This is a genomic window from Methylobacterium platani (assembly GCF_001653715.1).
GTDB lineage: Bacteria > Pseudomonadota > Alphaproteobacteria > Rhizobiales > Beijerinckiaceae > Methylobacterium > Methylobacterium platani.
This window is the reverse complement of sequence record NZ_LWHQ01000060.1, coordinates 1-19,952: the sequence shown is the minus strand read 5'-3', so window position 1 is coordinate 19,952 and position 19,952 is coordinate 1. Positions and strand designations below refer to the sequence as shown.

General features: G+C 72.0%; 19 protein-coding genes. 13 read left to right on the top strand and 6 right to left on the bottom strand.

Going from position 1 to position 19,952, the window contains the following annotated elements; genetic code table 11:
- Nucleotides 1–92 precede the first annotated feature (92 nt).
- Entirely contained in the window at nucleotides 93–1,238 is a 1,146-nt protein-coding gene (repC, locus tag A5481_RS26405; RefSeq protein ID WP_082173404.1) for a plasmid replication protein RepC, read from the bottom strand.
- A 192-nt stretch (nucleotides 1,239–1,430) separates the two neighbouring features.
- Complete coding sequence (locus A5481_RS26400; protein WP_048436186.1) at nucleotides 1,431–1,628, bottom strand: hypothetical protein; 198 nt, start codon at nucleotides 1,626–1,628, stop codon at nucleotides 1,431–1,433.
- Nucleotides 1,629–2,011: 383 nt separating this feature from the next.
- On the opposite strand from A5481_RS26400, the gene A5481_RS26395 reads away from it, so the two are divergent.
- The 6 genes from A5481_RS26395 (at nucleotide 2,012) to solA (ending at nucleotide 8,761) form a co-directional block, all read left to right on the top strand.
- A complete protein-coding gene (locus tag A5481_RS26395) occupies nucleotides 2,012–2,839 on the top strand; it encodes an HTD2 family dehydratase (RefSeq protein ID WP_064504413.1) in 828 nt (275 codons plus the stop codon).
- Nucleotides 2,836–4,044: a CaiB/BaiF CoA transferase family protein gene (locus tag A5481_RS26390; protein ID WP_048436732.1), complete on the top strand. Its 1,209-nt coding sequence runs from the start codon at nucleotides 2,836–2,838 to the stop codon at nucleotides 4,042–4,044. The genes A5481_RS26395 and A5481_RS26390 overlap by 4 nt, the downstream gene beginning before the upstream one ends.
- Nucleotides 4,045–4,104: 60 nt before the next feature.
- Nucleotides 4,105–5,313, top strand: coding sequence for an ABC transporter substrate-binding protein (locus A5481_RS26385; RefSeq protein ID WP_048436733.1), 1,209 nt, complete (start codon nucleotides 4,105–4,107; stop codon nucleotides 5,311–5,313).
- Between the two features lie 21 nt (nucleotides 5,314–5,334).
- Nucleotides 5,335–6,408, top strand: coding sequence for an alcohol dehydrogenase (locus tag A5481_RS26380; protein ID WP_048436734.1), 1,074 nt, complete (start codon nucleotides 5,335–5,337; stop codon nucleotides 6,406–6,408).
- A gap of 78 nt (nucleotides 6,409–6,486) precedes the next feature.
- The gene (locus A5481_RS26375; protein WP_048436735.1) at nucleotides 6,487–7,503 is read left to right on the top strand and encodes a TRAP transporter substrate-binding protein; all 1,017 of its coding nucleotides are present in this window, start codon (nucleotides 6,487–6,489) and stop codon (nucleotides 7,501–7,503) included.
- A gap of 88 nt (nucleotides 7,504–7,591) precedes the next feature.
- On the top strand, nucleotides 7,592–8,761 hold the full coding sequence (solA, locus tag A5481_RS26370) for an N-methyl-L-tryptophan oxidase (protein ID WP_048436745.1): 1,170 nt from the start codon (nucleotides 7,592–7,594) through the stop codon (nucleotides 8,759–8,761).
- A gap of 96 nt (nucleotides 8,762–8,857) precedes the next feature.
- Here solA and A5481_RS26365 read toward each other — a convergent pair whose 3' ends face one another.
- The gene (locus A5481_RS26365; RefSeq protein ID WP_048436736.1) at nucleotides 8,858–10,297 is read right to left on the bottom strand and encodes a GGDEF domain-containing protein; all 1,440 of its coding nucleotides are present in this window, start codon (nucleotides 10,295–10,297) and stop codon (nucleotides 8,858–8,860) included.
- Between the two features lie 271 nt (nucleotides 10,298–10,568).
- Between A5481_RS26365 and repA the strand changes: the two genes are divergently transcribed.
- The 7 genes from repA to A5481_RS26330 all read left to right on the top strand — a co-directional run bounded on the left by repA (nucleotide 10,569) and on the right by A5481_RS26330 (nucleotide 17,465).
- The gene (gene repA, locus A5481_RS26360; RefSeq protein ID WP_048436737.1) at nucleotides 10,569–11,753 is read left to right on the top strand and encodes a plasmid partitioning protein RepA; all 1,185 of its coding nucleotides are present in this window, start codon (nucleotides 10,569–10,571) and stop codon (nucleotides 11,751–11,753) included.
- A 57-nt stretch (nucleotides 11,754–11,810) separates the two neighbouring features.
- Complete coding sequence (repB, locus tag A5481_RS26355) at nucleotides 11,811–12,788, top strand: plasmid partitioning protein RepB (protein ID WP_048436738.1); 978 nt, start codon at nucleotides 11,811–11,813, stop codon at nucleotides 12,786–12,788.
- Nucleotides 12,789–13,120: 332 nt separating this feature from the next.
- Nucleotides 13,121–14,161 carry a hypothetical protein gene (locus tag A5481_RS26350; RefSeq protein ID WP_048436739.1) on the top strand — a complete coding sequence of 347 codons (1,041 nt, stop codon included), beginning with the start codon at nucleotides 13,121–13,123 and terminating at the stop codon, nucleotides 14,159–14,161.
- A 362-nt stretch (nucleotides 14,162–14,523) separates the two neighbouring features.
- Nucleotides 14,524–15,657 carry an S-(hydroxymethyl)glutathione dehydrogenase/class III alcohol dehydrogenase gene (locus tag A5481_RS26345; protein ID WP_048436740.1) on the top strand — a complete coding sequence of 378 codons (1,134 nt, stop codon included), beginning with the start codon at nucleotides 14,524–14,526 and terminating at the stop codon, nucleotides 15,655–15,657.
- A gap of 78 nt (nucleotides 15,658–15,735) precedes the next feature.
- Nucleotides 15,736–16,569: an S-formylglutathione hydrolase gene (gene fghA / locus A5481_RS26340; RefSeq protein ID WP_048436741.1), complete on the top strand. Its 834-nt coding sequence runs from the start codon at nucleotides 15,736–15,738 to the stop codon at nucleotides 16,567–16,569.
- A 121-nt stretch (nucleotides 16,570–16,690) separates the two neighbouring features.
- A complete protein-coding gene (locus A5481_RS26335; RefSeq protein ID WP_048436742.1) occupies nucleotides 16,691–17,092 on the top strand; it encodes a SpoIIAA family protein in 402 nt (133 codons plus the stop codon).
- Between the two features lie 31 nt (nucleotides 17,093–17,123).
- Nucleotides 17,124–17,465, top strand: a complete 342-nt coding sequence (locus tag A5481_RS26330) for a hypothetical protein (protein ID WP_048436743.1) — start codon at nucleotides 17,124–17,126, stop codon at nucleotides 17,463–17,465.
- Between the two features lie 27 nt (nucleotides 17,466–17,492).
- On the opposite strand, the gene A5481_RS26325 is transcribed toward A5481_RS26330, so the two are convergent.
- The 3 genes from A5481_RS26325 to A5481_RS26315 form a co-directional block, all read right to left on the bottom strand.
- A complete protein-coding gene (locus A5481_RS26325; RefSeq protein WP_053082572.1) occupies nucleotides 17,493–18,107 on the bottom strand; it encodes a c-type cytochrome in 615 nt (204 codons plus the stop codon).
- Nucleotides 18,104–19,360: a PQQ-dependent sugar dehydrogenase gene (locus A5481_RS26320; RefSeq protein ID WP_048436744.1), complete on the bottom strand. Its 1,257-nt coding sequence runs from the start codon at nucleotides 19,358–19,360 to the stop codon at nucleotides 18,104–18,106. Before A5481_RS26320 ends, A5481_RS26325 begins: the two co-directional genes overlap by 4 nt.
- A 306-nt stretch (nucleotides 19,361–19,666) precedes the next feature.
- Nucleotides 19,667–19,952 (bottom strand): transposase (locus A5481_RS26315; protein WP_156655653.1); only part of this gene is annotated, 286 nt, incomplete at its 5' end.

Genomic DNA, 19,952 nt, shown 5'->3' with positions numbered 1-19,952 from the left:
CTGCCCGCCACCCTCGCGGGACTGCACCTCGTCGCCTTCAGCGTCCTGCTGCTTCGAAGGGCCGCAGACTTCGCTGTGGTCCGTAACAGCCTCTAGATCAGCCGCCGCCGGCGCATCGCCATCAGCTCGGCGGCGGGATGGTAGCGGCCCTCCTCCGCCAGCCGCACCAGGCGCCGGAAGTAGCCGCCGGGATTGCGGATCCGGTTCTGGCCCGACGCGACGTCGTCGTCGTGGAGCTGCGCCACGATCAGCACCAGCACCGCAGCCGCGTAGGGCCCCAAGGCCGCGCAGGCCTCGGTCCAGGCGCTCTGATGCGCCCCGATCGTCGCCCGCAGCCGCATTCCGGCGTCCAGGATCTCGTGCTCCTCGCGGATGTCGCCGCTCACCAGGTCGCGCACCACCGGGCAGGCCTCGACGACGAGCGACGGCGGCAGACCCGCGACCGGTCGTTCGATCTGGCGAACGGCCCCAACCGTCCCCGGTGAGCCTTTGCTCCAAGCCTCGGTAGGAGATCCGTTGTCTGTTTCTATGTGGCGGCAGGAATTGCCGTCACAGCCGGCTGCATAGAAGCGTTCCTCGACGAGCTGGCGCAACTCTCCCCAGGCCTCCAGCACCGCCTCGGGATCGCCGGTTCCGCGGCGGTCGGGCGTGCTCGCCGCAAGGCTCGCCTGGACGGCGACGAGGTCGGCGGTCGCGGTGTCGGGATGGCGCGAGGCGAGGGCGTGCAGGGCCTCCTCGACGGCGCGGCGGTGCATGGTCAGGGCGTCGAAGGCGCGGCGGCGGCGCTCGCGCGTCTCGGCGCGGGCCTGGATCGCGGCGGCCCAGTCGCCGCGGCGGGCGTAGAGCGGCGTCAGGTCGAAGCCGTAGGCGTCGACGATCGTGCCGTCGCGGGCGCGGATGGCGTAGCGCTTGCCGTTCGCCGAGTCCTTCGGCGTGACGACCTCGAGCGCCACGAGGTCGCGCAGCGCGTAGCGCACGGCGCGTTCGGAGAGCCCAGTGCGCGACACCAGGTAGTCGTTCGACGGCCACACGATCAGGCGTGCCCAATCCTGCTCGCCCCAGGCGGCGACGAGCTCGGACAGGACCTGCCGCAGGGCCGGGCGGAGCCCGAGCGCCTTCGCGGCCTCGCGGGCGGAGGCCGACAATTCCTTGCGCGTGACGCTGCGCCCGTCGTCGAGGGCGCGTCTCTGTCCGGCGAGGGCGGCGCGCGTCAGCGGCCGGCCCCCGGTCTGAACCATCTCCACTCCACACCTCCTCGGACGGAGGCAAAGCGGGACCGTTCGCCCGAGCGGGCGTCATTGACGGTGTGTCCGGGAACCGCTAGAAGGAGGGTGTCAATCCGGTCTTCCAGCGGCAGCTTCCCCGAGCGCCGTTATGAGATCCAAAAAAGCGTCGAGGTCCCCACCTCGGCGCTTTTTGCTTTGCCGCGTCTACATGTTCGGCTCCACGAAGGCTTGTTCGAGGGCGTGGATGATCGCGAGACGGCGGTTCGGGAACTTGCCCTCGCGCACCGCCGCGTCGATCGCCTGCTGGACCTGGGCCGGCACCCAGACATTCGTCTCCAGCTCCCCGGACGCCTTGCGGGCCTCACGGAGCTTTCTGACGCGCTGAGACGGGGTGTCGGCCATCGATTCGGCTCCACGACTCGTAACGTTACGAGTCGTGTCACGACTCGGCGGCGCCCGGCAACGCCGAGTCGGGATCCGGCTGTGAATCTTAATTTCGATTCACAGGTGAATCGCGCGATTCGGCTGATCCTGCGGCGGACGCGCCGTGATCTTTGGCGACGACTCGGCGGCACGCGGCGATTCGCGAACGGTTCCTTGCCCGATTCGGGAGAGTCTTCGGAAAACCGGGTGCCGCGACCGGATGTCTTCCGGCCGCCATGAATCGCCGGCGGCGCCGACCCGGCGAACGCTGCCGCCGCGCCCGATCCGCGTGCGCGAGAGCGCTTCCATTCCGCCCGCTGAACGGTATTCTATCCCGTAAATCAACGGGAGGAGGCAGCGCCGTGCCGGATACGCGCTTTCCGGGGGAGGCCGGGACGGACGACGTCGCGACGCCGGGCCTCGTCCGCCGGATCGCCGCCCTGCTCGACCGCGACGGGCGTGCCCTGGCGGCCGCCGGCCTCCTGCCCCGCGGCTGGCATGTCGGCCTGTGTCACGACGGGGTGCCGCATTCGCGTCTGAGGCCGGACGGCTATGCCGGCCCCGGCCTCCCCCTGCCCGATCTCGGCCTGCCCCGGGTGATGCTGGGCGGGCGCCGGGCGGCCTTTCCCGGCGACATTCCCCTCGGCGCGACGGTCGAGCGGCGCGCCACGCTGGCGGGCATCGCCGAGAAGACCGGGCGCAGCGGCCGCCTCGCCGTGGTCACGGTCCGCCACGGCTTCAGCGTCGAGGGGTGCGAGGTCGTGGTCGAGGAGGCCGATTACGTCCTGCGCGAGGCGGCCCCCATCGCCTCCCCTCCCGACGTCCCCTCCCCTCCCCCGCCGCCGCGACCGGCCGGCACGACCCGGGTCGTCGTGCCCGACGAGGCGCTGCTGTTCCGCTTCAGCGCCGTCACCGACAATCCGCACCGCATCCACTACGACGCGCCCTTCGCCCGCGACCGCGAGGGCTATCCGGCCCTCGTCGTCAATGGCGGCCTGACCGCGCTCCTCGTCCTCGAGCTCGTCCGCGAGGCCGCCGGGCGCCCGCCCGCCGCCTTCGACTACCGGATGCGGCGCCCGCTCCTCTGCGGCCGGCCGATCCGCCTCTGCGCGCGCGCGGAACCGGATGGCTGGCACGCCTGGGCCGAGGACGAGACCGGGGCGATCGCCCTGGAGGCGGAGGTCCGATGAGCGCCGCCTGCCGCCCGCTGGCGGGGATCCGGGTCGTCGACCTGACCACGGTGGTGGTCGGCCCGGCCTGCACCCTGCGCCTCTCGGATTTCGGCGCCGAGGTGATCAAGGTCGAGCCGCGCGGCGGCGACGTGCTGCGCAGCCTCGGCGGCCCCTCCCCGGCCGGCCGGCATGCCGGCTCCTACCTGCACCTCAACCGGGGCAAGCGCGCCGTCGGCCTCGACCTCAAGCGCCCGGCCGCGCGCGCGGTGCTGGGCCGGCTGATCGCGACGAGCGACGTCCTCGTCGCCAACATGCGCCCGGAGGCGCTCGCCCGCCTCGGCCTCGACGCGGCCACCCTGCGGGCGGGGCAGCCCGGCCTCGTCCACTGCACCATCACGGGGTTCGGGCCCGACGGCCCGTATCGCGGACGGCCCGCCTACGACAGCGTGGTCCAGGGCGTCTCCGGCATCGCCGGCCTGGCCGAGCGCCGCGACGGCCGCCCGGCCTACGCGCCGCTGCTGCTCGCCGACCACGTCACCGGCGAGATCGCCGCCTCGGCGATCCTCGCCGCCCTCGTCGCCCGCGGGCGCACCGGCGCGGGCGCCACCCTCGAAGTGCCGATGCACGAGACGATGGCGGCCTTCGTCCTCGCCGAGCATCTGGGGCCGCGCAGCTTCGATCCGCCCCTCGGCCCGGCCGGCGACGCCCGGGTGCTCAACCCCGACAACCGGCCGCTCGCCACCGCCGACGGCTGGATCAGCCTGACCGCCAACACCGACGCGCAGGTCCATGCCTTCCTGCGGGCGGTCGGGCGCGCCGAGCTGATCGAGGATCCGCGGCTCGCCACGGTCGCCGACCGGTTCCGGCACGTCGACCTGTGGTTCCGGGTCCGGGCCGAGGCGCTGGCGGAGCGGACGACCGCCGAGTGGCTCGCGATCTTCGCCGCGGCCGACGTGCCGGCGATGCCCTGCCACACCCTCGAGACGCTGGAGCGGGACCCGCACCTCGCCGCCGTCGGGCTGATCGGCACCGGCGACCACCCGACCGAGGGCCGGGTCCGCACCCTGCGGCCGACGATCCTGCACGACGGCGCGACGGCCCCCGCCGGCCGCCCGGCCCCGCCGCCGGGCTTCGACACCCGCGCGGTCCTCGCCGAGCTGGGCTTTCCCGAAACGGAGAGCGCGGCGCTGATTGCCGGAGGCGCGGCGTTCGACGGCGAGTGAGCGACGACACGCCCGACGGCGAACACGCCGCGGGTCGACGACCATGGAGGAGATGCCGGGATGACGCGACTTCACGCAACGAGATGGGCCGCCGGTCTCGCGGCGGCATGGCTGGCCGGGGCGTCGCCCGCCCGCGCCGCCGACGACGGCCCGGTGAAGATCGGCGTCCTCGTCGATCTCGAAGGCACCTACGCCGATATCGGGGGCCTCGGAGCCGTCGAGGCGGTGAGGATGGCGGTCGAGGATGTCGGCGGCAGCGTGCTCGGGCGCCCGATCGAGGTCGTCTCGGCCGGCGGCCAGAACAAGGCCGACGTGGCGGCGAGCATCGCCCGGCAATGGTACGATTCGGGCGTCGACGTCATCACCGACCTGCCGTCCTCCGCGATGGCGCTCGCGGTGATGAACCTCGCCAACGAGAAGAAGAAGATCGCCCTCGTCACCAGCGCCGGCTCGTCGGACATCACCGGCAAGTTCTGCTCGCCCTATACGGCGCACTGGACCTGGGACACCTACGCGATGGCGAAGGGCACCGGGTCGAGCGTGGTCCGCCAGGGCGGGACCGACTGGTACTTCCTCACCGCCGATTACGTCTTCGGCCAGGCGCTGGAGCGCGACACCGCCGCGGTGGTGACGGCGAGCGGCGGGCGCGTCCTCGGCGCGGTGCGCGCGCCGCTCAACACCCAGGACTTCTCGTCCTTCCTGCTCCAGGCGCAGAGCTCGAAGGCGACGATCCTGGGTCTCGCCAATGGCGGCACCGACACGATCAACGCCATCAAGCAGGCGCGGGAATTCGGGCTCACCGACTCGATGCAGCTCGTGGCGCTCATCGCCTTCCTGAGCGACGTCCATTCCCTCGGCCTCAAGGTCGCGCAGGGCCTGCTCCTCACGGAGGCCTTCTACTGGGACCAGGACGAGGCGACGCGGGCCTGGTCGCGCCGGTTCTTCGCCCGCATGAAGCGGATGCCGAGCATGACCCAGGCCGGCGCCTATAGCGGGGCGCTCCACTACCTGAAGGCCGTGAAGGCGGTCGGCAGCAAGGACCCGGACGCGGTGATGGCGCAGATGCGCAAGACCCCGATCGAGGACTTCATGACCCGTGGCGGGCGCCTGCGCGCCGACGGACGGGTGATCCGCGACATGTACCTGTTCCAGGCCAAGACCCCGGCGGAATCGACCGGCGAGTGGGACCTCTACACGCTCGTGCGCCGCATCCCCGGCGACGAGGCGTTCCGCCCGCTCGCCGAGGGCGGCTGCCCGCTGGTGCGCTAACGACCGACAGGAGCTTGCACGATGAAGCGCTATGCCGTCACCGAGTTCGGCCGCCCGCTCTGCACCCTGGTCGAGGACGACCCCGTCCCGCGCGGCACCGAGGTGGTCGTCGCCCTCGAGCGCTGCGGCGTCTGCCACACCGACCTGCACCTGCGCGAGGGCCATTACGACCTCGGCGGGGGCAAGCGCCTGAGCCTCGCCGAGCGCGGGGTGAGCCCGCCCCTCACCCTCGGCCACGAGATCCTCGGCCGGATCGCCGCCGCCGGGCCGGAGGCGGGCGAGGTCGGGGCCGGCCGGCGCGTCCTCGTCTATCCGTGGATCGGCTGCGGCAGCTGCCATCGCTGCCGCGACGGCGAGGAGAACCTGTGCGCGGCCGGGCGCTGCCTCGGCGTGCACCGCCCCGGGGGCTTCGCCGAGCAGGTCGTGGTGCCCCACCCGCGCTACCTGATCGACGTCGAGGGCCTCGATCCGTCGGCCGCGGCGCCCCTCGCCTGCTCGGGGCTCACCGCCTACTCGGCCCTGCGCAAGGTCGGCGGCGATCCGGCCCGGGACTGGCTCCTGCTCGTCGGCGCCGGCGGGCTCGGGCAGAGCGCCCTCGCCCTCGCCCGCGCCCTCGGCCACGCCCGCGTGGCGGTCGCCGACACGGCGCCGGACAAGCGCGCCCGGGCGGCCGCCCTCGGCGCCGACCTCGTCCTCGATCCGGCCGATCCGGCGGCGCGCGACGCGCTCCTGCGCCTCGAGAGCGGCCTGTCGGCGGCGATCGACTTCGTCGGCACGGCCGGGACCGCGGGCTTCGCCCTCGATGCCCTGCGGCGCGGCGGGCGCTTCGTCGTCGTCGGCATGTTCGGCGGCGAGATCGCCCTCTCGCTGCCGCTGCTGCCGCTGCGGGCGCTGACCCTCGCGGGCTCCTATGTCGGCAATCTCGGCGAGCTGCGCGACCTCGTCGCCCTGGTGCGGGCCCATGGTCTCACCCTGGTCGAGACCGAGACCGTGCCGCTCGCCCGGGCCGAGGACGCGATGCGCCGCCTCGCCGGCGGGACGGTCGCCGGGCGCATCGTCCTGGCGCATGGGGGTCAGCCGGCGCACGGGGGGTAACCGCCGGAGCCCCTGTCGGTGGAAGCTCTCCCCGGGTACCCTGCGGGGCAACCGGGCGACACCGACGGGAGGACCAGGATGCCGACGCGCCGAACGATCGTGCGGGGAGCGGGAGCGGGATTGCTCCTCGGCCCCCTCGCCTCCCCGCCGCTGCGCGCCGCGACCGAGCCCTTGCGGCTGAGCATGGGCTCGCCGATGCCGCAGGGCCATCCGGCGACGACCTGCCTGGCGGCGGCCCTCGACGCGATCCGGGCCGAGAGCGACGGCCGCATCGACATCACGCTCTATCCCGACAGCCAGCTCGGCAGCGAGCTCAGCATGCAGTCGCAGCTGCGCTCGGGCGCCATCGCCTTCAGCCTCACCTCGGCGAGCTCGCTGCAGACCCTGGCGCCGATCGCCGGGATCCCGGGCGTCGCCTACGCCTTCTCCGGCTACGTGCCGCTCTGGGACGCCCTCGACCGCGGGCCCCTGAGCGAGCGCATCCGCGACGCCCTCAAGGGGTTCGGGCTGCGGGCCTTCCGGATCGTCGACAACGGCTTTCGCGACGTGATCACGAGCGTGCGGCCGATCGCGACGCCGGCCGACTTGCGCGGCCTCAAGATCCGGGTGCCGCCGAGCCCGCTCCTCACCTCGCTGTTCCGGGCGCTCGGCGCCTCGCCGACCACCATCAACCTCGCCGAGACCTACACCGCCCTGCAGACGCGGGTGGCCGACGGGATGGAGAACTCGCTGCCGCAGATCGAGGCGACGCGGGTCTACGAGGTGCAGACCTACCTCTCGCGCACCGGCCATTCCTGGGACGGGCTGTGGATCCTCGCCCACGGCCGGACCTGGGACGCGCTGCCCGCCGACGCGCGGGCGCTGATCGGCCGCCATTTCGACGATGCCGTCGAGCGCCAGCGGCAGGCCTTCGTGCAGATGAACACCCAGAGCGAGGCGCGCCTGCGCGCCAAGGGCCTCGTCGTCAACGCTCCCGATCAGGCGCCCTTCCGGGCGGCGCTCGCGGCGTCCGGCTACTACACCGAGTGGAAGGGCCGGTTCGGCCCGCAGGTGTGGAATGCGCTCGAGCATCATACCGGCCCGCTCGGGGCGTGACGCGACGGAGCGCTGCCACGCTCTTGCCCCGGGGCCGGACGATCGGGCAGCGTCGCGCGAAGCGGACGGGGACAGGCAGGTGGACGCGATGGACGAGACGGCGGATTTCCTGGTGGTCGGCCTCGGGGCCATGGGCAGCGCGGCGCTCGACCAGCTGGCGCAAAGCGGCGCCTCGGTGATCGGCCTCGACCGGTTCGCGCCGCCCCACACGATGGGATCGAGCCACGGCGAGACCCGCATCACCCGGCAGGCGGTCGGCGAAGGAGCGGCCTACGTGCCGTTCGTCCTCGACGCCCACCGGATCTGGCGCGAGCTGGAGGCGGAGACCGGCGAGAGCCTGCTGCGGGCCTGCGGCGCGCTCGTCATGGCGCCCGGGGGCGGCACGGCCTCGCACCACGGCAAGCCGAACTTCGTCGAGAACTCGATCCGGACCGCGCGCGCCTTCGCCATCCCGCACGAGGTCCTGGACGGGCGCGAGGTCGCCCGCCGCTTCCCGCAATTCCTCGGCCTCGACGGCAGCGAGACCGCCTATTTCGAGCCCGGCGGCGGCTATGTCCGCCCCGAGGCCTGCATCGCGGCGCAGCTCTCCCGCGCCCGCCGGCGCGGCGCCGCGATCCGTACCGGGGTCACGGTCCTGTCGATCGTGCAGAACGGCGACGGCGTGCGCGTCGAGACCTCGGCCGGCTCGTTCAGCGCCGGGGCGGTGCTGGTCTCGGCGGGCGCCTGGACCGCGCCGCTCCTCGGCGCGCCGTTCGACCGGCTCCTGAGCGTCAAGCGCCAGCTCCTGCACTGGTACGCCCTCGACGATGCGCGCGCCTACGGGCCGGACGCGCCCGTCTACATCTGGATGCACGGCACGACCGACACCGAGTACTTCTACGGCTTCCCGCCGCAGGCCGGCGAGGCGAGCGTCAAGGTGGCGACCGAGCAATACGCCGCGGCGACGACCGCCGAGGCTGCCGACCGCGCGGTCGCCCCCGAGGAATCGGCGGCGATGTACCGGCACCACATCGCCGGGCGCCTCGCCGGGGCGACACCCCGGGCGGTGCGGTCGGCGGCCTGCCTCTACACCGTCACGCCCGACCGGGACTTCATCATCGACCGGCACCCGGAGCAGGAGCGCGTCCTGGTCGTGTCGGCCTGCTCGGGCCACGGCTTCAAGCACTCGGCCGGCATCGGCAACGCCGTCGCCGGGCTCCTGACCACGGGGCGCAGCCCGGTCGACCTCGCGCCGTTCGGCCTCGGCCGCTTCCGCTGAACGGGGGATCGCCCGGCCAGGTCACTGCGGTCAACACCTTGCGCGATCGAGCCTTTCGGCCGATCTGCACGGCTGTCAAAGTCCCGTCCGGACGCCTCAGTGAGGGCGCGGCGAGGGAACGACGGCGTCGCGCGGCTCCGCCGTCGCGCCGTGGTACCGGCGCTTGGCCGCGTACATGCGGGCATCTGCCCGGGCGATGGCGCCGCCGAGCGGCCCGTCGCCGGTCCAGGTCTCGACACCGAGGGACGCGCTGAGCGGCAGCGGGCCCGGGGCATCGACCACCGCCTGGATCCGCCGCGCCACGGCGGCGGCCTCCTCCGGCCCGGTCCGCGGCAGCAGGACGACGAACTCGTCGCCGCCGGTCCGAGCCGCGACGCCCGAGGCGGCTTGGGCCAGGATCACCCCGAACCGGCGGATCAGGGCGTCGCCGGCCTCGTGCCCGAGGCGGTCGTTGGTCGCCTTGAGCCCGTTGAGGTCGGCCACGATCACCGAGGTCGGCACCACGCGACCGTCCTCGATCCGCGCGATCTCCGCCGCCAGGCCCGCCCGGTTGCGGAGCCCGGTCAGGTGGTCGCTGAGGCTCAGGGCCGTCAGGCGAGCCTCCGTGCGCTTGTTGGCGCCGATATCCGTCAGGGCGACCTGGACGAGGTGCCCGGCGCCGTCCGGCTGCGGCAGGCGGGAGGCGTGCAGCTTCAGGTGCAGGTCGCGGCCGTCGCGGTGAGGCAGGACGACGTCGCGGCCGGCCTGCTCGCGCCCGGCCCAGAGGTCGAGGAGTTCCGCAACGAAGGCCTCGCCCGGGGTCGTCGCCGCGAGATGGACCGCCAGGGCCTCGCGGTCCGGGACGCCGAACAGCGCCAGCGCCGGCGCATTCGCGGCGACGATCGGCCGGGAGGCACGGGCCGCCTCGACCCAGCCGGGATGCGCCGCGAGATGGCCGGCGAGGTCGGCGACGCCGGCTTCGCGCAGATCCGCCAGCATGGCGGCGACCCGGCCCTCGTCGCGGATCAGGGTCGGGACCGGCGAATAGGCGAAGAGATCGACCGCGCGGACGCTCCGCGCATCCTCGCGCCGGGTGATGTCCTCGATCGAGATCAGGTAGCGGCCCCAATCCGCCTCGTGGCCCGGCATGAGCTGGCCGGCATAGCCCACGTCGATCACCCGCCCGGGAACGGTGCGGTTCTGCGTCACGAGACGCACCTGCGTCGCCCCGGCCCAGAGGCGGCACAGCACCTCGATGAAGGCGGCCGCCTGCGGATCGTTGAAGATCGCCGGGATGTGGGCGAACAGCTCGGCCTCGTCGCGCGCCTCGTAGGTCGCGAGGGTCTGGCGGTTGACCCGGACGAGGCGGATCAACCGCTGGCAGGCGAGCAGGCGGTCGGGGTCGCGCAGGTGGTCGCGAAGGTCGGTCATGCCCGCGTCGCGCCATCCATCCAGGCACGCCTTGAGCGCGCCGAGGTCCTGCAGCCACAGGGAGGTCGGCGCGAGATCGAACAACTGTGCTTCGAGGTCGCCGCCCGGCGGCATGGTCTGCGTCATCGAACGAGCGGCGTGTCGGAGTATCGGGGGTGATCGGGCACGACCGATATCGCATCGCCGGCTTGATGAAACGTGCAAAACGACAGCTACGATTGTTAGCACCGGCCGCCGCCCGACGCGGATCACCCGCAAGGATTCACGATCCGTCAACCCAAAAACCATTGCCCGCGGCGGAGAATCAGCCTCATAATAACGCTTGTCGTGGGGATATGCCCGGAAAAGCGTTACTCGGGAATCGGGGCGGATGGAACGAACGGGACCAACAGCGGGAATGGCGGCGATCAGCTTCCACGAGACGATCCTCCGGCAGGGCGGCCTCATCTCCGACAAGCTGAGCATGCTGCGGATGGAGCATTATCCGCCCAACGCCACCAAGGGCCTGCGGTCGTTCGCGCTGGCCGAGGTCGCGTATTTCCTCGGCGTGACGCCGTCGAACATCAAGAAGCTCCACCTCGAGGGCAAGGGGCCGGTCCCGGCAACCTCGCCCTCCGGCCGGCGCTCCTACACCGCCGAGCAGATGCTGGAGCTGCGCAAGTACCTCGACCGGCACGGGCGCTCCGACCTCAAGCAGTACGTGCCGCACCGCCGCGCCGGCGAGGCGATGCAGATCATCTCGGCGGTGAACTTCAAGGGCGGCAGCGGCAAGACCACGACGGCGGCGCATCTCGCCCAGTTCCTGGCGCTGACCGGGCACCGGGTGCTCGCCATCGACCTCGACCCGCAGGCCTCGCTCTCGGCCCTGCACGGCATCCAGCCCGAGCTCGACAAGGCGCCGTCGATCTACGAGGCCCTGCGCTACGACGACGGCAAGCGGCCGCTCTCCGAGATCATCCGGCCGACGAACTTCCCGGGCCTCGACATCGTGCCGGCGAGCCTCGATTTGCAGGAATACGAGTACGACACGCCGCTCGCTGCCTCGAACCGCAACCCGGAGGGGCGCACCTTCTTCACCCGCATCACCAACGCCTTGAAGGAGGTCGACGAGCGCTACGACGTCGTCGTCATCGATTGCCCGCCGCAGCTCGGCTACCTGACGCTCACGGCGCTCACCGCCTCGACCTCGGTCCTCGTCACCATCCATCCGCAGATGCTCGACGTGATGTCGATGAGCCAGTTCCTGCTGATGCTCGGCGGCATCCTGAAGTCGATCGCCGATGCGGGGGCCGCCGTGAACCTGCAATGGTTCCGCTACCTCGTCACCCGCTACGAGCCGACGGACGGGCCGCAGGCCCAGATGGTCGGCTTCATGCAGGTGCTGTTCCCCCAGAACATGCTGCGGACCCAGATGCTGAAATCGACCGCGATCTCGGATGCCGGCATCACCAACCAGTCGCTCTACGAGGTCGACCGCGGCCAGATGATCCGCTCGACCTACGACCGCGCCCTCGAAGCGGTGAACGCCGTCAACCAGGAGATCGCCGGTCTGATCCACGGGGCCTGGGGGAGGCGGGTTTGACAGCCGTGCAGAACCCCCGATTCCCTCGCGACCTCAGCCGGATAGGAGCCGCGCGCGATGCGTAAGAACCTCCTCGCCAACATCCTGGAGGCCCCGGTCTCCGAGCCGAGCACCGACTTCACCCGGCGCGGCGCCGCCCGGTCGATGACGCGCTCGATCGAGGAGATGGCCGAGAACACCCGGCGGATGTCGGACGGCGAGGCGATCGTCGGCCTCGACACCGCGCTCGTCGACGCTTCGTTCGTCCAGGACCGCCTCGGGGAGGACGACGAGGACTACGTCCGCCTGCGCGACGCGATCGCCGAGCACGGCCAGGCGACCCCGATCCTGGTCCGGCCGCACCCCGAGCGGGACGGGCGGTTCATGATCGTCTACGGCCACCGCCGGGTGCGGGTGGCGCGCGAACTCGGGCGCGAGGTCCGGGCGATCGTCAAGACGATCGAGGACATCGCCCACATCGTCGCGCAAGGACAGGAGAACGCCGCGCGCGCCGACCTGTCCTTCATCGAGAAGGCGCTGTTCGCCCGCAAGCTGCTCGGGATGGGTCAGACCAAGGCGACGATCAAGGCGGCGCTCACGGTCGACGATACGCTCCTGTCGCGCATGCTCTCGGTGGCCGAGACGGTCCCGGGGCCGGTGGTCGACGCGCTCGGCGCCGCCAAGGGCGTCGGCCGCGACCGCTGGGAGGAGCTGAAGAAGCTGGTCGCGATCCCGGCAAAGGCCGAGATCGCGATCGAGGCGGTGCGCTCGGCCGAGCTCCTGGAGAAGGACGGGTCGGAGCGGTTCGCGCATCTCCTCGCGGCGATCAAGGCCGGGCGGAAGCCGCCGGGCCGGCGTTCCCCCGAGCCGCAGACCTCGACCTGGACCGCGCCCGACCGCGCCGTCGCGGCGACCTGCCGGCGCTCGGGCAAGAGCTTCAGCCTCTCCCTGACCGCCAAGGAGGCGGGGGAGTTCGGCGCCTACATCTCGTCCCAGCTGGAAGCGCTCTACGGCGCGTTCCAGGAGGCGAAGACCCGCAACCCATCAGGAGACTGACGACCGATCGACACCCGGCGGCCCGGCAATCCCGCCCGGCCGCCTTCCACGCGAAGAGGTCACCGCAAAAGAAAAAGGCCCCCAGAACTTTCGTCCCGGAAGCCCTTCTCAGGTTTGGCGACTAGAGAATCGCACTTCCACACATGGCCGTCAAGAGTCGGACGCCGTTCTGGCGAGCGGATTTCCTTTGCCCGGTGACAGGCAAGGACCATGGCAGACCCGACGACGCCCCCCGGGCGGCGAACGGCGACGCTCGGCCGGATGACGGCCCGGGCGAAGGCGTCCGCATGCCCGCTTTCTAGACCGGACCGGCCCGCCCGCGGGGTGGGCCGATGATCCCGGCCGCGATCTCCGCGCTGCTGCGCGACCGGCTCCTCCAGGCCGTCGGCCGGATCGCCGGCCCGGACTGGCGCCGGCAGCTCGACACGCTCAACGCCGACGCGATCCAGGCCTACGGCTCGGGCGGGCTCCTCGACGCGGATGCCGAGCCGGTGTTCCAGGCCGTCCAGGAGCGCCGCGACCGGATGTCGGCCGCCGCGAACCGGCACCGCGCCAAATCCCGGACGGGACAGGCGCGGACCGGGGAGGGGAGGGGGGCCGTCAGCCCCGTCAGCCCCGTCAGCCCCGTCGGCGCCCTCGCCCTCGACGCGCTCGCCGGCCTCGCGCCGGGCCGGGCGCCTTTGCCGCCCGATCCCGCGCCGGCGCAGGGCCCGCGCGCGCACCGCGCGCCGGTCTCGCACGCCGAGCGCGCCGCGCGCCAGACGGCGTCGCGCCGGCGCGCCTATCTCGGCCACCGCCTGCCCTGGCCCGCCACGATCAAGCAGGACTTTCACCCGGCCGAGCTCGGCGCGGTCGCCGTCATCGTGCGGGAGATCGCCGCGCACGGGAGCTGCGCGCTTCCCCTCGGGACGATCGCCGCCCGGGCGCGATGCTGCCGGCGCACCGTCCAGACGGCGATCCGCTGGGCGGCGCATCGCGGCTACCTCGCCATCGAGGAGCGGGCGAAGGGCACCCACGTCATCCGCATCGCCAGCGAGGCGATCCGGCAATGGCTCGCCGGAGCCCGAGTGCCCGAACCTGAAAAATCGAAAGACAGAGAGAGACTTGAAGGCCCTGCCAAGGTGGCAACCGGTTGCCGGGCTGCCTCCGATCGGGCGGGCGACGAGCACCCGGCGGAGACGCCCGAGCCGGAGCCGGCACCCGTGTCGGTGCCGGACGAGCCCAGGCCCGCACAGGCGCGGCAACCGGCCCGCCCGTCGCGCCTCGATGCGGCGATCGCAGCGTGGCGCGGTGTCCTGCGGGAGCAGGGCGAGGCCGCCGGCGGACGCATCCCGACCCCGCCCGGCCGGGTTCCGCGCCTGCGCCCGGGGTGATCGGGAGCGTGGAAGGCCCACGGCGCCTCCCGTCCCGGGTCGTCCGGCGACTGCCGGACGGGGAGGGCGGTTCAGCGGACCCGATCGACCGCGCCGTCGCGGCCACGTCGAGAACTTGTAACAGTATAACGTGGAGCATTTATGTGACAGATCGGGATCGACCATGGCCGCACGGTCGTTCACGGGACCCGCACGTCGCGTCGATTGTCGCGGTGGACTAAAGTCTGCCGCACCGCACCGTTGCGACCTTCACAAAATCGCAGCAGACAGCGGTCCATTCAGCGGGCGAGCCGAGCGGCCGGCCCGCGCCCCTGCAGCATGCCGCGCTCTCGAGCGATGCAACGACCCCGGTTGGAGACTCCATGAAGACGCGCGCGGCGGTAGCCTGGGAAGCCAAGAAGCCCCTGACGATCGAGACGATCGACCTCGAGGGCCCGAAGGCCGGCGAGGTCCTGGTCGAGGTGATGGCCACCGGCATCTGCCACACCGACGCCTACACGCTGTCGGGCCTCGATTCCGAGGGCAAGTTCCCGGCGATCCTCGGCCACGAGGGCGCGGGCATCGTGCGCGAGGTCGGCGCCGGCGTCACGACCCTAAAGCCGGGCGACCACGTCATCCCGCTCTACACGCCCGAGTGCCGCAACTGTAAGTCCTGCCTGTCGCAGCGCACCAACCTCTGCACGGCGATCCGCTCGACGCAGGGTCAGGGCGTGATGCCGGACGGCACCAGCCGCTTCCGCTGCGACTCCACCGGCGGCAGCCCGGGCGCCAACACCGTGTACCACTACATGGGCTGCTCGACCTTCTCGAACTTCACCGTCCTGCCGGAGATCGCGCTCGCCAAGGTGCGCGAGGACGCTCCCTTCGACAAGATCTGCTACATCGGCTGCGGCGTCACCACCGGGCTGGGCGCCGTGATCTACACCGCCAAGGTGTGGCCGGGCGCCAACGTGGTGGTGTTCGGTCTCGGCGGCATCGGCCTCAACGTGATCCAGGGCGCCCGCATGGTCGGCGCCGACAAGATCATCGGCGTCGACATCAACCCCGACAAGCGGGCGATGGCCGAGAAGTTCGGCATGACCCACTTCATCAACCCGAACGAGGTCGGCACCGACAAGGTCGTGCAGGCGATCCTCGACGTGACCGGCGGCGGCGCGGACTTCTCGTTCGACTGCACCGGCAACGTCAACGTGATGCGCCAGGCGCTCGAGTGCTGCCACCGCGGCTGGGGCGAGTCGATCGTCATCGGCGTGGCCGAGGCCGGCCGCGAGATCTCGACCCGTCCGTTCCAGCTCGTCACCGGCCGCGTCTGGAAGGGCTCGGCCTTCGGCGGCGCCCGCGGCCGCACCGACGTGCCGAAGATCGTCGACTGGTACATGGAGGGCAAGATCAACATCGACGATCTGATCACCCACACCATGCCGCTGGAAGACATCAACCACGGCTTCGACCTGATGCACGAGGGCAAGTCGATCCGTTCGGTCGTGGTGTTCTAGGACCGACGACCGCGCCGGGCGGTGCCGCGAGGCGCCGCCCGGTCCGGCTGCGAAGAGGCGAGGGGAGATCACGGCGTCATGGAAACCATCTCGAAGGCCCGCTCGCATGGCGGCATCCAGGGCGTGTACCGGCACGAGGCCGAGACCACACGCTGCCCGATGACCTTCGCGGTCTACCTGCCGCCGCAGGCCGAATCCGGGACGGTGCCGGTGCTGTGGTACCTGTCGGGCCTGACCTGCACCCACGCCAACGTGATGGACAAGGGCGAGTACCGGCGCGCGGCCGCGCGGCACGGCATCGCCATCGTGGCGCCCGACACCAGCCCGCGCGGGCCGGACGTGCCGGACGAGCCCGACAACTGGCAGTTCGGCTGCGGCGCGGGCTTCTACGTCGATGCGACGCAGGCGCCGTACGACCGCAACTACCGCATGTGGTCTTACGTCACCGAGGAGCTGCCGGCCCTCGTCGCCCGCGAGTTCCCGGTCGACATGGAGCGCCAGGGCATCTTCGGTCACTCGATGGGCGGCCACGGCGCGCTCACCATCGCGCTCACCCATCCCGAGCGCTTCCGCTCGTGCAGCGCCTTCGCGCCGATCGTCCAGCCCTCGACCGCCGGCTGGTCGAAGCCCGCCCTCACCAAGTATCTCGGCGCGGACGAAGCCGCGTGGCGGCGCCACGACGCCACCGCGCTGATCGCGGACGGCCGCCGCTTCCCCGAGTTCCTGGTCGACCAGGGCACGGCCGATTCCTTCCTGGACGAGGGCCTGCGCCCCTGGCTCCTGGAGGAGGCGTGCCAGAAGGCCGGCATCGGTCTCACCCTCACCATGCGCGAGGGCTACGACCACTCCTATTTCTTCATCTCGACCTTCATGGACGACCACATCGCCTGGGCCGCCGAGCGCCTGCGCTGAGCCGCGAGGCGCCCGCGCGAGACGGGATCCGGGGGGCGCAATCCGCCGTCCCGGATCAAAACCGGTCGCCCGCCGTTCTTCGACCGTCGCCCGCCCGGGGCGATGGTGGAGCGAGGCGGTCATGAACACGTCACCCGATGGCTCGATCGTCCGGCGCGACACGCCGCGGCCCGACCTCATCGCCTTCGAGATCAAGGACAAGATCACGCGCCCGGACATCGAGTGGATGTCGGCGATCGCCGACGGGGCGATGACGGCGCACGGCACGATCGACATGCTGCTGATCATGTCGCACTACGAGGGCTCCGAGCTCGGCGCCCGGTTCGACGGCTACGCTACCGGGGTGATGGCCCGCTCGGTCGCGCATATCCGCCACTACGTGGTGGTCGGCGCGCCGGCCTTCGCCCGGGCGATGATCACGCTCTCGGGGGCGGTGCTGCCGGTCGAGACCAAGACCTTCGACCTGTCGGAGGAGGCCGAGGCCTGGGCCTACCTGGCGAAGGCCGGCCCGGCCAAGGCCTGAACCCGCGCCCCGCCGCCGGACCGGGACAAGCATGGATTGGGGAGCCGCCGCCTACCGGGCGCGCCGCCAGATCGCAGCCCGCGCACGCATCGTGCCCGAGCAGGATGCCCTCGCGCTGATCGATGTCTTCGCCGACCGGGGATCCGTGACGATCGCCGAGTTGCGCCGGCACGGCCCGGCCGACGTCGTCGCCGCCGTCCTCGGCCACGTGACGACCGCCGTCCACGGCCGGGGCCACGTCCCGGTGCGGAACGGCTGGTACCGGCGCGACGAGACCGGGACCGGCTACGTCATCGATCCCGGCTTCGCCGTCGCCTGGAGGGCGGCGCGCGCCTGCGACGCGCCGTTGTCGCCGGGACGGGGGGCCGGATAAGGACGCCACGCGATCCCGGCCGCCGGGTCAGGGCAGCACCGCCAGGTAATGCGCCAGGGCCGTGATGTCCGCGTCCGACAGGGCACCGGCCACCTCGGTCATCGCCGCCCCGCCGGAGCTCGGGCGCGTGCCCGCCCGGTAGTCGGTCAAGGCCTTCGCCAGGTAGGCCTCCGGCAGCCGGGCGACGCGGGGCGCCGCCTGGATGCCGAGATACGCATCGCCGTGGCAGGCGGCGCAGCGGTGGCGGGCGGCGGTGGCCTCGCCGGTCCTGGTCAGCTCCGCTCGCGTGTCGGCCGGGGGCTTGGCGTCCGGGACCGGCAGGGAGGCGAAGTACTTGCCGAGCGCCCGGATGTCGTTGTCCGACAGGCCCTCCGCCACGCCCTGCATGATCTCGTTCTTGCGCCGGCCGGCGCGGAAGAACACCAGCTGGAGCTGGATGTAGTTGCTCGAATGGCCGGCGATCGGCGGCGCGCCCTCGGCGAGGGCCTCGCCGTGGCAGGCGAGGCAGGCCTGTGCCACCTCGGGCGCCTCGGCGGCCCGGGCCGGGGCGACGGCGAGGAGGGTGAGGAGGCCGAGCGCGACGCGGATCGGCCCGGAGAACCTCCGGGCCGGCCGACGCGCGCGGGACCCTGCGCCGCTCACTTGGTGTAGGCGATGCGATAGATCGCACCGGCCCAGTCGTCGGCGACGAGGAGCGAGCCGTCCGGCGCCACCAGGATGTCGGCCGGCCGGCCGGAATACTCGCGGTCGCCCTTGATCCAGCCGGAGGCGAAGGTCTCCATCTTGGCGTTCTTGCCGTCCGGATCGACGACGACGCGCTCGATGCGCCCGCCCTGGTACCGGTGACGGTTCCAGGAGCCGTGCTCGGCGATGAAGATGTTGTTCTTGTACTCGGCCGGGAAGGACGAGCCGGTGTAGAACTTCATGCCCAACGGCGCCACGTGCGCGCCGAGCTTCGCGACCGGGGCCGTGAACTCGGAGCAGGTGCGGCCTTGGGCGAATTTCGGGTCCGGCATGTCGCCCTGGTGACAGTACGGATAGCCGAAATGCTCGACGACCTTCGAGATCATGTTGAGCTTGTCGCTCGGGATGTCGTCGCTCATCCAGTCGCGGGCGTTCTCGGTGAACCAGTACCGGCCGGTGCGCGGGTCGATGTCGCCGCCGACGCTGTTGCGCACGCCGAGCGCGACGATCTCCGCCGCGCCGGTCTTCAGGTCGACGCGGCGGATCTGCGACACGCTGCTCGGCGGGTTGCCGATGTTGAAGGGCGGCCCGAACGGCACGTAGACCCAGCCGTCCTTGTCGAAGGTCAGGTATTTCCAGCCGTGGGCGACGTAGGACGGCATGTCGTCGTAGACGACGACCGGCTCCGGCGGCTTGTCGAGGTTGGCCTCGATGTTGTCGTAGCGATAGATCTTGTCGATCGCCACGACGTAGAGCGCCCCGTCGCGGAAGGCGAGGCCGGTGGGCATGTTGAGGCCCTTGAGGATCGTCTTGACGACCTTCTTGCCGCCCTGGTCGACGATGGCGTAGACGTTGGTGGCACCGAACGAGCCGACGAACAGCGTGCCCTTGTCACCGAACGCCATCTGGCGCGCCTCGGGCACGCCGCTGGCGTAGACGCTGATCGAGAAGCCCGCCGGCAGCTTCACCGCCTTCAGGTTGTCGGTGAGTTCCTCGTCCGAGGCCGGCAGGGCGGGGTTGGCGGGGGGCGCCAGGCCCTTCTGCGCCGAGGTCTCGTCGCCGAGGAACCAGTCCGGCGGCGGGTTCTTCCAGAACGCCTTGCCGCTCGAATCGTACTGCTTGAGGCCTTGCGCACCGGCGGTCCCGGTGCAGAGACCGGCCGCCGCGAGGGCGGCACCGGCCCAGGCCGCGCGGCGCAGGCGGGCTTTCATGCTCGCTGTCATCCTGATTCCTCCCCTGACGTCTTGTTCGTTCGTTCAGGATGCGTGCTCGTTCCGGAGCGCTCGACCCTCGCGCGCGGGCGAACCGCGTGAGGGTCGGCACGACGGCGGGTGTCGCCGGGCTCGGCCCGATACGCGCCACCCGAGCGCGCTTCCGGGGTCGGTCACTCCTCGACCTGCGAGCGGCGCCGGCCCCGGCTCGCCCACTGTCGAATTGTCCACCTCCTTCCGTCAAGAGCCGGTGCGGATCGTCCGGGCGCGCCGCCGGAACGGTCGCGAGGCGTGGACCGGCCGATCCTAGAGGCTGTTACGGACCACAGCGAAGTCTGCGGCCCTTCGAAGCAGCAGGACGCTGAAGGCGACGAGGTGCAGTCCCGCGAGGGTGGCGGGCAGGCGTTCATAGTCGCGGGCCAATCGGCGGAAGCGCGCCATCCAGGCGAAGGCGCGCTCGACCACCCATCGGCGTGGCAGCAGGACGAAGCCGCGCTTGGCCTCGGGCAGCTTCACCACCTCCAAGGTGATGCCGTGGTCGGCCGCCGCCTTCGCCGCGCGCTCGCCCGTGTAGCCCTGATCGACATAGGCG